The sequence below is a fragment of the Daejeonella sp. genome (assembly GCF_044342615.1).
Classification (GTDB): domain Bacteria; phylum Bacteroidota; class Bacteroidia; order Sphingobacteriales; family Sphingobacteriaceae; genus Daejeonella.
In genome coordinates this window covers 23,662-38,929 of sequence record NZ_JBIIPN010000006.1, presented here as the reverse complement: position 1 = coordinate 38,929, position 15,268 = coordinate 23,662, and the positions used below count along the sequence as shown (strand labels likewise).

At 35.6% G+C, this 15,268-nt stretch carries 17 protein-coding genes; 10 read left to right on the top strand and 7 right to left on the bottom strand.

Going from position 1 to position 15,268, the window contains the following annotated elements:
• The 3 genes from ACIQ0D_RS01145 to coaD form a co-directional block, all read left to right on the top strand.
• Window positions 1-242, top strand: a 242-nt coding sequence (locus ACIQ0D_RS01145; RefSeq protein ID WP_395802281.1) for a DUF3822 family protein, incomplete at its 5' end; no start/stop codon positions are given.
• Window positions 233-772 (top strand): RsmD family RNA methyltransferase, encoded by a 540-nt coding sequence (locus ACIQ0D_RS01140; RefSeq protein ID WP_395802279.1) that lies wholly within the window; start codon window positions 233-235, stop codon window positions 770-772. The genes ACIQ0D_RS01145 and ACIQ0D_RS01140, both read left to right, overlap by 10 nt.
• Before the next feature lie 115 nt (window positions 773-887).
• Window positions 888-1,349, top strand: coding sequence for a pantetheine-phosphate adenylyltransferase (gene coaD, locus ACIQ0D_RS01135; protein WP_395802277.1), 462 nt, complete (start codon window positions 888-890; stop codon window positions 1,347-1,349).
• A gap of 3 nt (window positions 1,350-1,352) precedes the next feature.
• Here coaD and ACIQ0D_RS01130 read toward each other — a convergent pair whose 3' ends face one another.
• On the bottom strand, window positions 1,353-1,961 hold the full coding sequence (locus tag ACIQ0D_RS01130; protein ID WP_395802275.1) for an NUDIX hydrolase: 609 nt from the start codon (window positions 1,959-1,961) through the stop codon (window positions 1,353-1,355).
• On the opposite strand from ACIQ0D_RS01130, the gene pyrE reads away from it, so the two are divergent.
• The 3 genes from pyrE (at window position 1,960) to clpB (ending at window position 5,848) form a co-directional block, all read left to right on the top strand.
• Window positions 1,960-2,601 carry an orotate phosphoribosyltransferase gene (pyrE, locus tag ACIQ0D_RS01125; protein ID WP_395802273.1) on the top strand — a complete coding sequence of 214 codons (642 nt, stop codon included), beginning with the start codon at window positions 1,960-1,962 and terminating at the stop codon, window positions 2,599-2,601. The genes ACIQ0D_RS01130 and pyrE overlap by 2 nt on opposite strands.
• Before the next feature lie 16 nt (window positions 2,602-2,617).
• Entirely contained in the window at window positions 2,618-3,019 is a 402-nt protein-coding gene (locus tag ACIQ0D_RS01120) for an SRPBCC family protein (protein ID WP_395802271.1), read from the top strand.
• Window positions 3,020-3,250: 231 nt separating this feature from the next.
• On the top strand, window positions 3,251-5,848 hold the full coding sequence (gene clpB / locus ACIQ0D_RS01115) for an ATP-dependent chaperone ClpB (protein ID WP_395802269.1): 2,598 nt from the start codon (window positions 3,251-3,253) through the stop codon (window positions 5,846-5,848).
• A 79-nt stretch (window positions 5,849-5,927) separates the two neighbouring features.
• Here the strand turns inward: clpB and ACIQ0D_RS01110 are convergent, their stop codons facing one another.
• The 5 genes from ACIQ0D_RS01110 to ACIQ0D_RS01090 all read right to left on the bottom strand — a co-directional run bounded on the left by ACIQ0D_RS01110 (window position 5,928) and on the right by ACIQ0D_RS01090 (window position 10,481).
• On the bottom strand, window positions 5,928-6,116 hold the full coding sequence (locus tag ACIQ0D_RS01110) for a cold-shock protein (protein ID WP_395802267.1): 189 nt from the start codon (window positions 6,114-6,116) through the stop codon (window positions 5,928-5,930).
• Between the two features lie 144 nt (window positions 6,117-6,260).
• A complete protein-coding gene (locus ACIQ0D_RS01105) occupies window positions 6,261-7,361 on the bottom strand; it encodes a phosphotransferase enzyme family protein (RefSeq protein WP_395802265.1) in 1,101 nt (366 codons plus the stop codon).
• 17 nt (window positions 7,362-7,378) lie between these two features.
• A complete protein-coding gene (locus tag ACIQ0D_RS01100; RefSeq protein WP_395802263.1) occupies window positions 7,379-8,671 on the bottom strand; it encodes a DUF5690 family protein in 1,293 nt (430 codons plus the stop codon).
• A 257-nt stretch (window positions 8,672-8,928) separates the two neighbouring features.
• A complete protein-coding gene (locus ACIQ0D_RS01095) occupies window positions 8,929-9,174 on the bottom strand; it encodes a DUF1456 family protein (protein WP_395802261.1) in 246 nt (81 codons plus the stop codon).
• 5 nt (window positions 9,175-9,179) lie between these two features.
• Complete coding sequence (locus ACIQ0D_RS01090; RefSeq protein ID WP_395802259.1) at window positions 9,180-10,481, bottom strand: DEAD/DEAH box helicase; 1,302 nt, start codon at window positions 10,479-10,481, stop codon at window positions 9,180-9,182.
• 149 nt (window positions 10,482-10,630) lie between these two features.
• Between ACIQ0D_RS01090 and ACIQ0D_RS01085 the strand changes: the two genes are divergently transcribed.
• From ACIQ0D_RS01085 to ACIQ0D_RS01075, 3 genes are all read left to right on the top strand, one after another.
• Window positions 10,631-11,491: a polysaccharide deacetylase family protein gene (locus ACIQ0D_RS01085; RefSeq protein WP_395802257.1), complete on the top strand. Its 861-nt coding sequence runs from the start codon at window positions 10,631-10,633 to the stop codon at window positions 11,489-11,491.
• Between the two features lie 60 nt (window positions 11,492-11,551).
• Window positions 11,552-12,064, top strand: a complete 513-nt coding sequence (locus ACIQ0D_RS01080) for a DUF2911 domain-containing protein (RefSeq protein WP_395802255.1) — start codon at window positions 11,552-11,554, stop codon at window positions 12,062-12,064.
• 72 nt (window positions 12,065-12,136) lie between these two features.
• Window positions 12,137-13,066 carry an alpha/beta hydrolase gene (locus tag ACIQ0D_RS01075; protein WP_395802253.1) on the top strand — a complete coding sequence of 310 codons (930 nt, stop codon included), beginning with the start codon at window positions 12,137-12,139 and terminating at the stop codon, window positions 13,064-13,066.
• Here the strand turns inward: ACIQ0D_RS01075 and ACIQ0D_RS01070 are convergent.
• Window positions 13,056-13,508, bottom strand: coding sequence for a 3-oxoacyl-ACP synthase (locus ACIQ0D_RS01070; RefSeq protein WP_395802251.1), 453 nt, complete (start codon window positions 13,506-13,508; stop codon window positions 13,056-13,058). The genes ACIQ0D_RS01075 and ACIQ0D_RS01070 overlap by 11 nt on opposite strands.
• A gap of 78 nt (window positions 13,509-13,586) precedes the next feature.
• Here ACIQ0D_RS01070 and ACIQ0D_RS01065 point away from each other — a divergent pair, with 78 nt between their 5' ends.
• Window positions 13,587-15,218, top strand: a complete 1,632-nt coding sequence (locus ACIQ0D_RS01065; RefSeq protein WP_395802249.1) for an ABC-F family ATP-binding cassette domain-containing protein — start codon at window positions 13,587-13,589, stop codon at window positions 15,216-15,218.
• The last annotated feature ends 50 nt before the right edge of the window (window positions 15,219-15,268 follow it).

Genomic DNA, 15,268 nt, shown 5'->3' with positions numbered 1-15,268 from the left:
CCGATGAATTGAACTACTTCATTCTAAATTGTATTGAGACACTCAAAATAAATGTTCAAGATTGTTCAATGCTTCTTTCAGGAAAAGTAGTAAAAGATGATGAATCTTATCAACGTATAGAAAAATATTTTGAAGATATTCAATTTACTGATGCTGAGCTAATTGTGAGACATCCTGAAAAATTCAATGAGGTATTAAGGCATCACTTTTTCGCGCTAATTTCACTCGACCAATGCGAATAATAGGTGGGAAATTAAAAGGTCAACGCTTAAATCCTCCGGCTAATCTTCCTGTTAGACCAACAACTGACCAGGCAAAGGAAGCCTTATTTAATATTCTCAATAATCAGTTTGATTTCGATAATTTAAAAGTTTTAGATTTATTTAGTGGGACAGGAAATATTACGATGGAATTTGCATCTCGTGGCGTTCCTGAAATTTATTCGGTAGATAGAGATTTTGGATGTATCAACTACTTAAAATCGCTAATCAAACAATACGAACTAACCAATGTTAAGCCATTTAAATCGGATGTTTTCAAATATTTAGAATTAGAAACAGAGCAATTTGACTTAATTTTTGCTGATCCTCCCTACGATCTTCCACAAATGAACCTCATTGCAACGAAAGTACTTGAGAAAAACCTGTTGAAAGAAAATGGCTATTTAATAATTGAGCATCCAAGCATGAAGAAAATAGATAATCATCCTCTATTTATTGAGCAGCGAAAATATGGCTCTTCCTCATTTAGCTTTTTTGGGGGAAACCAGTAATTTATCTAGATATCATCAATTAATTTTAATTTTATAAAATTTTAATGAAGATTGAAAATATGGGGCTATGCATCACAATCTATCAGACCGAAATAATATTTTTTAAATCAAAGCCATGAAAATCGCACTTTTCCCAGGATCATTTGATCCAGTAACCAAAGCACATGTTGATATTTTAAAACGTGCATTACCACTATTTGATAAGGTTGTGATTGGAATTGGCTTAAACAGTACGAAGGCAGCTTATTTAAATCTGGAGAAACGTAAAGAAATATTAAGAGCCGTTTTTGCAGATGAGCCTAAGGTTGAAGTGCAAACTTATGAGGGACTAACCGTCGAATTTTGTAAGAAAATAGATGCTAAGTACATGATTAGAGGCATACGTACCGTTTCAGATTTTGAATATGAAAAAGCAATTGCCCAAATGAATCATGCCCTCGCACCAGATATTGAAAGCATTTTTATTGTGAGTAAGCCAGGATACTCCTCCATAAGTTCAACAATTGTGCGTGATATCATGCGAAATAATGGCGATGTAAGTCAATTTATTCCTAAAGAGGCAGTCAATTTACTCTAATATTCAATCAATTACCTGCAATAAATCCTTAATTAAAGGATAGGTATTTTCTCGAACTAAAGATAAATCAGCTTTCGATATCCAACGCACATCGGTAATTCCTTCTTCTAATTGCGGAATTAATTTTTCAAGTTTACTCGATTTCATCCAATACCAAGCCGTTTTTTTAATTACCCTAGCTCCATTCATCTCATAAATATGGTAGGTATTACAAAATTTTTCACCGCTTGACTCGATTTTGATACCACATTCCTCTTCAACTTCACGTATAGCAGCAACTCTTGAATTTTCATCCTTTTCAATTTTCCCCTTTGGTAGATCCCATTTACCGTTTCTAAAAATAAATAAACATTGATTTAATTCATTTTTCACTATCCCACCTGCAGCTTTTATGGTAATCATAGAACGCTTGATACTTTTGAAGATGGGCTTGAACTGTGGAGATAAAAGAAAAAATATTTTGGGGCTTTCTAGAAGCTTGGCATGGTCATAAAATTCAGAAAAATTAAAATCAGTGATGCTAAGTATCTGATAATCAGTGATATTTTTTGGTACAGATTCTGTAATGATTAAAACTGCTTGGTTGATATAAATTTTATAAATTTGTGCCATGATTAATAAGAGTGAAGTTGAACAAAAAGTAGCCGAATTTCTGCTACAAATTAAAGCAATTAAATTACAACCTAGTAAGCCATTTACATGGGCTTCGGGATGGAAATCTCCAATATACTGCGATAATCGTATCACTTTATCACATCCATCTATCCGAACCTATATTAGACAGCAACTTTCTACCTTAATTCAAGAGGAATTTGGCTCTGTTGCAGTAATTGCAGGTGTAGCTACAGCGGGAATCCCTCAGGGCGCGTTAGTTGCACAAGAATTAGGTTTACCCTTTATTTATGTTCGGGCAAAAGCGAAAGAACATGGAAGAGGCAATTTAATTGAAGGGGAATATACCCCTGGGCAACGTGTTGTAGTTGTAGAAGACCTAATTTCGACAGGTAAAAGCAGTTTACAAGCCGTGCATGCCTTGAGAGAGGCGGGTTGTGAGGTTGCGGGACTAGTTGGTATCTTCAATTATGGTTTTGATGCTGCAGATGAGAATTTTAAAAATGCGAAATGTAGATTTTTAACTTTATCCAATTATACTGCCTTAATTGAATATGCAGCTGAACATAATTTCGTTTCTGCCGAAGACTTAAATATCTTAAGAAAATGGCGTGAAAACCCAGAAGCTTGGGGACAATAAATCCTAAATTAATTTTATGACAATCATAGAAAGTAAGGTCCAAATTAATAAACCTGCAAATGAGGTTTTTGAGTTTCTTTCCGACCTAAATAACCATCAACAACTGATGCCCGACAATATTTATAATTGGTCGTCAACAAAAGATGAAGCAAGATTTACCATTCAAAATATGGCTAAACTTGCCATTAAAATCTCTTCAATTATAGAAAATAAAGAGATTATTGCCACTCCAACCGAAGATGTTCCATTTGCATTAGAACTTAAATGGACGCTTAACGATAATGGAGATGGTCAAACAGAAGCAACACACGCCATTTCAGCTGATTTAAACATGATGATGAAAATGATTGTTGCTGGTCCACTGCAAAAACTTGCCGACCATCAAACAAATACCTTAAAGAATATCCTTTCGGCATAAGCAAAAAATATTCCCAATAAAAAACTCCTGAGCTAAAACTCAGGAGTTTTTTATTTTTTAGCCAATTAACAAACATTATGAAGCTTTGTTTGTCAATAAAATGGGACAAATATTCAGGATAAAAATTTGAAAATCAGACAATTAGTCAGATAGAAATTATTTTAACTGACGAAATTGCAGTTCCTTGAACTTAAACAGAAATGGCAGCTAATTTGCTTATTGTTAATCACTATGAATTTAAATAACTTCACCATTAAGGCACAAGAAGCAGTACAAAAGGCTTCAGAAATAGCAAGCGGCAATCAGCAGCAAGCTATTGAAACTGCACATCTGCTTAAAGGATTGTTAACTGTTGATGAGAATGTAATCAGTTATCTATTAAAAAAGCTGAACATCAATATAAATCGAATTACAGAAGTACTTGACGCTCAAATTCAAAGTTTTCCAAAGGTAAGCGGAAGTGAAATTTATCTATCGTCTGGAGCTAATACAGCACTACAAAAAGCAATGTCCTATTTAAAAGAGTTTAAAGATGAATTTGTCTCGGTTGAGCATATTCTTTTGGGATTATTAGCCACTAGCGACAAAATAAGTTCCATCTTAAAAGATGCTGGAATGAATGAGAAGGACCTTAAAAAAGCTATTTTGGAGTTAAGGGGAAATTCGCGAGTAACTGATCAGAATGCTGAAGCCACTTATAATGCCCTAAACAAATATGCACGTAACCTGAATGAATATGCCGAATCGGGTAAACTCGACCCTGTAATTGGTCGTGATGAAGAAATTAGACGTGTGATTCAAATACTCTCACGTCGGACTAAAAACAATCCGATTTTAATTGGTGAACCTGGTGTAGGTAAGACTGCCATCGCCGAAGGTATTGCCTTTCGTGTGATACAGGGCGATGTTCCCGAAAACCTAAAATCGAAAACCGTTTTCTCTTTAGACATGGGTTCATTGATTGCTGGAGCAAAATACAAGGGCGAATTTGAAGAACGCCTGAAAGCCGTGATTAAGGAAGTTACTCAAAGCGATGGAGAAATAATCCTATTTATTGATGAAATACATACCCTGGTAGGCGCAGGTGGCGGCGAGGGTGCTATGGATGCTGCAAACATTCTAAAACCTGCTCTTGCCCGTGGAGAGTTAAGAGCAATTGGGGCAACCACTCTTAATGAGTATCAAAAATACTTCGAAAAAGATAAGGCTTTGGAGCGCCGATTCCAGAAAGTGATGGTGGATGAGCCGAATACGCAAGATGCTATCTCCATCCTTAGAGGATTAAAAGAACGCTATGAAACACATCATAAAGTTAGAATTAAAGATGAAGCAATTATTGCAGCTGTAGAATTATCGCAAAGGTATATTTCAGATCGTTTTCTTCCCGATAAGGCTATCGACTTAATGGACGAGGCTGCATCTAAGCTACGTTTAGAAATGGATTCAGTACCAGAAGTAGTGGATGAGCTTAACCGTAAAATTATGCAGCTCGAGATTGAACGCGAGGCCATTAAAAGAGAAAATGATGAGAAAAAAGTCAAGGAACTCTCTGAAGAAATTGCCAATCTCTCAAATGAACGCGATTCTTTAAAAGCAAGTTGGAAGGCAGAAAAAGACCTTGTGGATGCCATAAACAATGAAGGCGAGCAAATTGAACACTTTAAATTAGAGGCTGACCAAGCAGAGCGCGCCGGAGATTATGGTAAAGTAGCTGAGTTGAGATATGGAAAAATTAAACAAGCGCAAGATCAAGTAGAACTTCTCAAAAAACAATTAGCTGAGACCCAACTTGACAACCGAATGTTAAAAGAAGAGGTTACTGCTGAGGATATTGCTGGGATTGTTTCACGCTGGACCGGTGTACCGGTTACTAAAATGATCCAAAGTGAACGTGAGAAGCTCTTACACATGGAGGCAGAATTGCATAAACGAGTTGCTGGGCAAGAGGAAGCCATTGAAGCTATTTCTGATGCCATCAGACGCTCTAGGGCTGGTCTGCAAGATAAACGTAAGCCTATTGGCTCATTCATCTTCCTAGGCACTACAGGAGTGGGTAAAACGGAACTTGCAAAGGCATTAGCCGAATACCTATTTAATGATGAGCATGCCATGATCCGAATTGATATGAGCGAATATCAAGAGCGTCATGCTGTTTCGCGACTCATTGGAGCGCCTCCAGGATATGTAGGTTATGATGAAGGCGGACAATTAACAGAAGCTGTGCGTAGAAAACCTTATTCAGTTATTTTACTCGATGAGATAGAAAAAGCACATCCGGATGTATTTAATATCTTATTGCAAGTTTTAGATGACGGTCGCTTAACTGATAATAAAGGCAGATTGGTGGATTTTAAAAATACCATCATCATCATGACATCTAATATTGGATCACATCTAATACAAGATAATTTCAAGGATCTAACTGAAATAAATAGAGATCAGGTGATTGCCAAAACTAAGGCAGAGTTATTTGAACTTTTGAAACAAACTATACGCCCCGAATTTCTAAATAGAATTGATGAGCTGATTATGTTCACACCATTAAGCCGTGCAGAACTAAGGGATATTGTTTCACTACAGTTTAAAGGAGTTCAAGATACGCTTTCTGAGATGGGAATAGAGATTGAAGCAAGCGATGAAGCGCTAGATTGGTTATCACAATTAGGCTATGACCCACAGTTTGGTGCGCGTCCATTAAAAAGAGTCATTCAAAAACGAATTCTTAATGAGTTATCAAAAGAAATACTTGCAGGAAAAATTGATAAAGACAGCAAAATAAAACTGGATGTATTCGATAATCAATTTGTTTTCCTAAACCTGGAAAAATAAAAAATGAAGCCTTAAAACAAAGAAGCCGTGTTGATTATTTCAACACGGCTTCTTTTTAGGATGTAATTTTAATACAAAATTAGGCAAGTCTTACATTTACTGCACTAAGACCTTTTTTACCTTCCTCAACCTCAAACTCAACCTTATCATTTTGTCTTATATCCTGCTTTAATCCACTTACATGGACAAAAATTTCTTTGCCATCCTCTTTGGTAATAAATCCGAATCCTTTGGATTCATTGAAAAATTTTACTGTACCGGTTTCCATTAATTGATTTTTAGTTTTTTGAATTTTTATGTTTAAAGCAATATAGTGAAATAAATTGAGAAAAACAATATGTTACAACAATAAAAATAAAAAAATGACCTTAGGAAGAGAAAGCTAAATAACAGATTATCAAATAATTAGTCGCTAGGCATCTAAATCATGCTCATTCAAACATTTATTCACAATATCTACCAGTATTTTTTCATTGTCAAACAATTCGGACAATAATTTGAATTGATTTTTAGTCCGATCAAGGTTTTGTTCCGGGTAAGATATCGGGTAATAGATACTTCCATTGAGATAATCGCTTAAAAATCTTATGGCCTGCATATAGATCAAATATTTGCCTGAAAAAAGTATGAGTTCTCTTTCTACGGGACTTAAAATGGATCCCATTTCATGTAAATAACCTTTTACAATGGCCTCAAAATATTCTATGCGAATGGTGATTTTACTAATATCTGGTTCATTTTCAGAAAAGGCACAAAGGTATGTCCGCATCATATCTCCTAAATCAGAAATGAATTTACCGGCCATAAGCGTATCCAAATCAATTACACAAATACCCTTCAGACTATCCCTATCGAAGAGCATATTGCTAATCTTGGTATCGTGATGCATGGCACGATCTGGAAACTCAGAAGAGTCTTTAAATGAATCAAAATAATCGAGAATAAAACGATAATGCAGCGCCGTATTTATTTCTTTTTCGGCGTGTTTTTTAAGATCATCTGGCGCTGAAGCTAGCGCATCTGTAAACTGCTGGTAGCGAAGTCCCAAATCATGAAAACCCGGAATTGTCTCCTTTAACTGCGATGCATCGAAATTTGAAAGAAGTTTATTTAGTCGGCCAAACTGTAATGCCGCCTCATAAGCTTGATTGGGATCGCTCAAAGTATCAAATGAAATTGAATTATCTACAAATTGAGTTAATCGCCAATAAACTCCTTCCACAAGGGCCATTTCCTTCCCTGAAAGCGTGGGGATTGATCCTATGAATAAATAATCAGGATAATGTTCTGCTAAATAATCTCCTACAAGCTTAACGTTTTGAGCGATGATATCAGGCTTCTTAAAAACATTAATATTGATGCTTTGTAATATAAATTGTTGGCTGGTACTTTTAATCGATACCAAAAACGTTGAGTTAATATGCCCTGTACCGAAGGGTTTTAAAATAACCGTATCGGCCTTTAATCCATATTCATTTAAAACCGCTTCCTTATTTTGTATTTCCATTTTCATTCAAGGCAAATCAATAATTATAATCTAGAATCTGCATTTTTTACTAAAGCCTCATATTTAGTATAAAAATATATCGCAGAAAAAAGTGTTAGTGCTAGTCCGACTAGCGACAGCCAAATTACGCTATTAGAGAAAAAAGTGACCCAATTAAGCTGCACTTTAAATATTTCCTTGCTTAGCATCACTCCTACGCTACCCACATAACCAAACGAATCAGCAAGGTAAATTAAGAAACCTACATTTCCTGTATGTTTAAAAGCCGCAATTAAACGTTCAAAAAAGACCGAATTAAAAGGGATATAAACCATGTATAATCCTAAACCTACCAAAGTCATCCACCAAATAGGTGATAAACTATTACTGATGTAAAAATAAGACGAAAGTCCCGCAATAATAAATCCTAATCCAATAAAAAAATGTGATAGCATCAGCGCCTTAAAACTATTTTTAATTAGCACCATACTTCCTACAAGTACGAGAATGATGAGAGTTATTGGTGTTTCTGTTTTGGCAAAAAGTTCGGGTTTATCAAAAAAGCCCATTTCCTTCCACATTTCGGCACTAAAGTTATCTCGCATATCCCTAAAAATGGTGGCGAAGGTATAGATTAGAATACATGCCACTAGACCAGGAAGAAAAAGCTTGGTGAATTTTTTACGGTCGGCGGCCAGCATCGGAACCCTATCCATACGATATTTTTTATCTTCCTCATCTGGAGGTGGGATTTTTTCAATTAAAAACACAAAAAGTAAAAGCGGTATCACAAATACAAGTCCGGTATAAAATGGAACCCAAAATTCTGTAATTCCAAAATTCAACATCAACCACCCTCCTACAGTTTTTACGAAACCGGAGGCAAAAATAAAGCTGACTGCAAGGGTAGCGCCAATAAAATCAGTGCTGCGTCTTCCCTCTACATAAGAAAAAACTACACCCCAAAGCATCCCTAAAGGGAATCCATTGATAAAAAGAAAAGCAATATTGTAAGGAGCTGGAACTAGTGCAAAAAAGAGCCAGCTTAGCCATGAAATAAGAGTAAGCAAGATGATTATCTTACCTCTACCATGACGTTTTAGTTCAGAAATAAATTTGATGCCATAGAATTTGGCTAGCATATAACCCAACATCTGGCTAATAACCAGAATTGTTTTATAGCTGTATCCAGCAATGGTAATACCATCGAAAGTTGCAACTGTAAACGATTTTCGAAATCCAAAAACCATGGTATAGGTCAGGAAAACGGTAATCGCAGCATATAAACCTACCTGAAGTGAGGTCTCTCCATCAGATTTGGTCTTGAAAAAACTCATAAAAAAACCTCAATTAATCGTTAATTTAACGGGAAGGTAATAAAAGGTTTTTCAATCTGAAAATAATTAGTAATTAGTGGTTAGTTGGTTAGTTGGTTAGGCTAGCGACATCTGCTACCCGGTGGCTGAGGTTCTCGAAGCTCGGTTCTTTGCAAGCAGGAAATGAATTGTCTTTGTCAGGCTAGCGACATCTGAAGTTAAAATTTCCTGTTTACTCAAATCTTTTGTCTTTGTTCCTTGCTCCTTTTTCCTTGCTCCTAATCTTTACTCCCTAATCCCGCCTCCGGCTTTGGACCTCTTTTATAAATAATCAGTCCATTAAGGAAATTTCTCAAAATCTGATCGCCACAAGGCTTAAAATTTTCATGCTCCTTATTTCTGAAGATAGCGCCTAACTCAGCTTTGGTAATCGAAAAATCGACTAGTTTAAGGATTTCAACAATTTCCTGATCGTTTAGCTTAAGCGCTACACGAAGCTTTTTCATGATGTCGTTATTGCTCATATCGTTTATCTGGAGACCTCAATTTTTATTTTTTTATTCTTTATTTTTTCGTTCTTCAATAATTTAACCACCTGCTCAATTTTAATACGTTTTACACCGGCATAGGAAGCAAAATCTTGAACTTCAATCAATCCTAATTCATCCTTTTCAAGTTTCCCCTTCTTCATTAAAAGTCCGACAATATCAATTTTATTGATTTTATCCTTCCTCCCTGCTCCCAAATAAAGCGTTGCCCAAGCAGTATTTTCAGGTACAATATCTTTTTCTGGTAGGGTTTCAATATCGATATTATCCTTCAAAAATGCAGGTTTTTCATCTTCTGTTAAGATAATATAAGCCGTCCCGCTAGCATTCATTCTTGCTGTGCGCCCATTTCTATGCAAAAAAGCTTCCTCATTATGCGGTAATTGATAGTGAATTACATTTTCAATTTCAGGAATATCCAATCCGCGGGAAGCTAAATCTGTGGTAATCAAAAAACTATAACTTCCATTTCTGAACTTCAATAAAGCTTTTTCACGATCTTCTTGCTCCATACCACCATGAAAAACTCCATGGTCAAGCCCCATATCCCATAATAATCCACTAATCCTATCTACGGCTTCACGGTGATTACAAAATACAAGTGTAGAGCGATTTCCAATTTTACAGATCAATGAAAATAAGGTCTCAAGCTTATCAGCAGCCTCAGAAATGATTGATTTTATCTTCAGATCAGGTAAACTATTCGAATCACTCAAGAAATTTACCTCCGCAGATTTACTTAGACCCGTAAAATCTGGTATCTCCGACATTTTAGTCGCGGAGGTTAAAATTCTACGCTCAACATTCTTTAAACGACTAATTATAAAGGCCATATCATCCTCAAAACCAAACTCAAGAGCCTTATCAAACTCATCCAACACAATGGTATGGATGCTATCGGGATTAAAATTTTCATGGCGAATATGATAAGCCATTCTTCCGGGAGTGCCAATAACAATAGCAGGCGCCTGAACCAAATTGTTTTTTTCGGTCCTAACTGGATGTCCTCCGTAAAAGCAATTCACCTTAAAACCAGTGGCCATTGCTTTAAAAACCTGCTCAATTTGGAGGGCTAATTCCCTTGACGGAACCAGTATTAATGCTTGTATTCCAGATTTTGAAGGATCTAAACGCATTAAAACAGGTATTAAAAATGCAATTGTCTTCCCAGAGCCTGTCGGCGATAAAATTACCGTATCTTTTGCACTTGCCGAATCAATCGCCACACGCTGCATATCATTGAGGGATGCAATCTTTAAATTCTTTAATACCTTCTCTATCATTTTGCCATTTAAAATGCAAAGGTAATGCAATTATTATCAAACGATTTATTCCTTGCATTTCAATACTATTTTTACACGCTTTGACGTTCAAAATGAGTCAATTTTAACTATTTTCGTAAACAAACAAAAAGCCGATATTTAAATAAGCCATGAAAACAAAATCCATCTTAGTTCCTTTAATAATTTTTATGCTTGCTATGAGTTCATGTCAGCAAAATTCAGCGCCCAAAGCAGCAAAAAACGATGATAACAATAAGATAAATCAGGAAGAAAGCGAAAGTCAGGAATCCTTAGAAAATCAAAAAGCTGCAAGCGCTGCCGAAATTCTTGCCAAACCGCAAGTACCTATTTTATGTTATCATCAAATTAGAAACTGGACTGCTACAGATGGGAAAATGGGTAAAGATTATATCGTTCCTATGGCAGAGTTTAAATCGCAAATGAAAATGCTTGCTGATAGTGGCTATCAAACTATTTTACCAGACCAACTTTACGACTATTTAGTTTATGGCAAGAAACTGCCTAAAAAGCCTATTATGTTAACCTTTGATGACACTAAACTAGATCAATACACCGCTGCCATTCCAGAAATGAATAAATATGGCTTTAAGGGCGTATTTTTTATTATGACAGTATCAATTGGTAAGCCAAATTATATGAGCAAGGCGCAAATAAAAGAATTATCTGATGCTGGTCATGTGATTGGCTCACATACATACGATCATCAAAATGTGAAAAAATACCAAGGTGATGATTGGGCAACACAGATAGAAAAGCCAACAAAAACATTACAAGAAATTACGGGTAAAGAAGTGAAGTATTTTGCCTATCCATTTGGATTATGGAATAAAGAAGCTATCCCCGAATTAAAGAAAAGAGGCTTCAGCTCAGCCTTTATTTTAGCAGAAAAAAGAGATGAAAATGATCCCCTATTTACCATACGAAGGATCATTGCAAGTGGATATTGGGATACCAAAACTTTACATAATAGCATTGTTAAAAGTTTTTAATTCAAAAACAGATATTATTTAAGACTAAACACTTATATTTAAATTTCAAGATAAAAAATTATGAAAAAATTAATCTTATTAACAATGATATTTGGTGGTTTATTCAACTTAACCACCCTTGCTCAACAAGATAAAAGCAAAAGAGCTAGTCCGCCAGCACTCGTTTCAAAGTCCTTAAAATCTGGCGCATCAGTATCAATAGATTATAGTCGCCCATCATTAAAAGGCAGATCATTAAACGAATTAGCTCCCGCAGGAAAAGTATGGCGTACAGGTGCTAATGAGACTACTATTTTTGAGACTAGCCAAGATTTAAAAATTGAAGGCCAATTATTAGCAGCTGGAAAATACGGCTTATATACAATTCCTGGTGAGAAAGAGTGGACCATCATTTTCAATAAAGCATGGAAAAATTGGGGGACTGTTTACAAAGAAAGTGATGATGCATTACGCATTCAGGTTAAACCAGGTAAAGCCAAGCAATTCAGTGAAATGATGAGCTTTGAAATTGCTGATAATGGAAGAGCAAGTCTCCTTTGGGGAGACACCCAAGTTGATTTTGAAATTCAATAAAAATTTTGTATATTAAAGGGTTTAACATAAAATTAAACCCTTTTTTTATGTTTTAGCCCTTCTATAATGCCTATGAATAATGTTTTTTCTGCTTTTCTAATACTTGCTAGCCTAACAACAATTCTTTCCTCCTGCCAACCAAAAGCTTCCAAAGCTGAAAAGGAAAATATAGAATATATTTATAACGACTTTAAGCCGGACGAGTTTTATCCCGCGGCACAGGTTGAATTGCAAATAAAATCATCTGGTTCAACTATCTATGGATTTGCATATACAGCAGACGGTAAGGGACCTCATCCAACAATTGTGCTTCTTCATGGTTTACCCGGAAATGAAAGAAATCTAGATTTGGCGCAGAATTTACGCAGGGCGGGCATCAATGTAGTTTACTTTAATTATCGAGGTGCATGGGGCAGTCAAGGTATTTTTAGGTTTAAAAATTCTGTTGAAGATGCTGGAGCTGTACTTGATTACCTTACAGACAGTCTGAATAGGTTCCAACTAAAGGTTGACACCGGAAAAATTGCCTTTGTAGGTCATAGTATGGGTGCTGGTTTAGCGTTAATTTCAGGCTTAAAAGATCCGAGGGTTAAAGGAATTTTTGCAGTTTCGGTCTTCAATCCATACACTCTTCTTCAAGGTAAAGATGCGGAAGGGAATTTGATAGGGCTTAAAGAATATCTTCTGACTTTAGGGATGCTTAATTGTGATCCTAATGAATTTCTTAACGATATTTTGAAAGATGTTAAACAATATGATATCGAAAAAATGATTGCTAACTCTAAGAAGCCAATTATGGTGATTGATGAGCACATGAACAATTCAACCTTTACTAACTATAATAAAAGAAAAACCTTTGAATATAAAATTTGGAATACTGATCATGCATTTTCAAACAGAAGGGTAGCATTAACTAAGGAAATTGTTAAGTGGATGAATAAAGAAATTATTTCAACACCTATTGAGAAAGAGAACAAACCGGATTTAAAAATTAAAAAATAGCTTCAATTTTGAATGTTTTTCCATTAAAATCAAAGGAATAGCCAACTTTTTGACGAATTAGTTTAAGTCCGATAGGCGAAACCCCAGAAATAGCGAAATAATTATCCCCATCAACCTGTATCTGTCCCCTACTAATACTCATATAAAATTTACCAAAATTCGTAATTACAAGGCTTCCGGAATGAACAATTTCTGAGGCTTGATAGTTCTCAATTTGCTCAAGAGCGATTTTCATTTTCTTAGCCTCTTCTAATTGCTTCCTATTTCTATCAATTTCCTGCTGCATCATTTCACGGCCTGTTTCAAACTTATCGCCCGCACTGCTTTTGGTATCATCATTTGCCGACTCCCTAGCATCTTGAATAGCTAGTTCTGCGGTATTAATGCAATCCTCTACGTATTGCTTACATTGATTAAATAATTCTTCCCTAATCTTTTTCATTTTTACAAAGAAGCATAATTTTTTAATATTCAGGTTTAACAAAATTGAATCCGTACCTTTGCATTTTAATAAAAATTCATGATTACAGTATCAAATCTATCATTACGTTACGGCAAACGGACTCTTTTTGAGGAAGTAAATTTAAAATTCACAGCGGGTAATTGCTACGGCATTATCGGTGCAAATGGAGCTGGGAAATCTACATTTTTAAAAATCCTATCTAAAGAGATTGATCCTACAAGCGGATCAGTATCATTCACTCCAGGTGAAAGAATGGCGGTTTTAACACAAAACCACTATGCTTTTGATGAATTCCCAGTAATTGAAGCCGTATTAATGGGTCACAAAGAGCTTTATAGCATCATGAAAGAAAAAGATGCTCTTTATGCAAAAGAAGATTTTAATGATAAAGATGGTGAACGTGCGGGTGAACTTGAAAACCTTTTTGCTGAAATGGATGGCTGGAATGCAGAAAATAATGCTGCAACCATGCTTAGCAATTTGGGGATTAAAGAGGAGTTTCACTATAGCTTATTGAAAGATTTAGATGGAAACCAGAAGGTTAGAATCTTGTTGGCACAGGCATTATTTGGGAAACCAGACATTCTGCTTTTGGATGAGCCTACCAACGATTTGGATATACAAACTATTGCGTGGCTGGAAGATTTTCTTGCTTCTTATGAGGGTATAATCCTTGTTGTTTCACACGATAGGCACTTTTTAGATACCGTGTGTACCCATGTGGTAGATATTGATTTCAGCAAAATGAATATTTACACTGGAAATTATTCTTTCTGGTATGAATCTAGTCAGTTAGCCTTAAAACAACGTTCAGATCAAAACAAGAAAACTGAAGAAAGAGTAAAAGAACTTCAAGAGTTTATCCGTCGATTTAGTGCAAATGCATCGAAATCAAAGCAAGCTACGAGTCGTAAAAAGGCTTTAGATAAGATTAATATTGATGAAATTCAGCCTTCAAACCGTAAATATCCGGGAATTATCTTCAATCACCAGGGTAGAGAAGCTGGAGATCAGATACTTCAAGTAGAAAAGCTAAAGAAGGAATTAAATGGAGAACTACTATTCTCTGATATTAACTTTATGGTTAATAAGGGGGATAAAATTGCAATTCTTTCAGAAAATAGTTTGGCCACCTCTGCCTTTTACGATATCCTTAACGGGCGTGATGCAGATTATAAAGGAGAATTTAAATGGGGTGTGACCATCAATATTGCCGATATTCCAAATGATAATTCAGAATATTTTAAGGCAAAAGACACGAATTTAGTGGATTGGCTACGTGAATATTCTGAGGGAGAAAAAGACGAACAATTTATTAGAGGTTTCTTAGGACGTATGTTATTCTCTGGGGAGGAAGTTCTAAAGCAGTCGTCTGTGCTATCAGGAGGCGAGAAAATGAGATGTATGTTCTCAAGAATGATGCTTCAGCAGGCTAATCTTTTAATGTTTGATGAGCCTACTAACCACTTAGATCTGGAATCTATCACCGCTTTAAACAACGGAATGAAGGATTTTAAAGGAATTATCTTATTTACTTCACGAGATCATGAATTAACTGAAACTGTAGCGAACCGCATCATTGAGTTAACACCTGGTGGAATTATCGATAAGCTTATGACTTATGATGAATACATTACAAGTGATGCTGTAAAACAGCAGCGCGAAGAATTATACGCTAAAAAGAAATAAGAGAAAAGCAAAAGACAAAAAAGCCGGCAACACAAATTACCGGCTTTTTT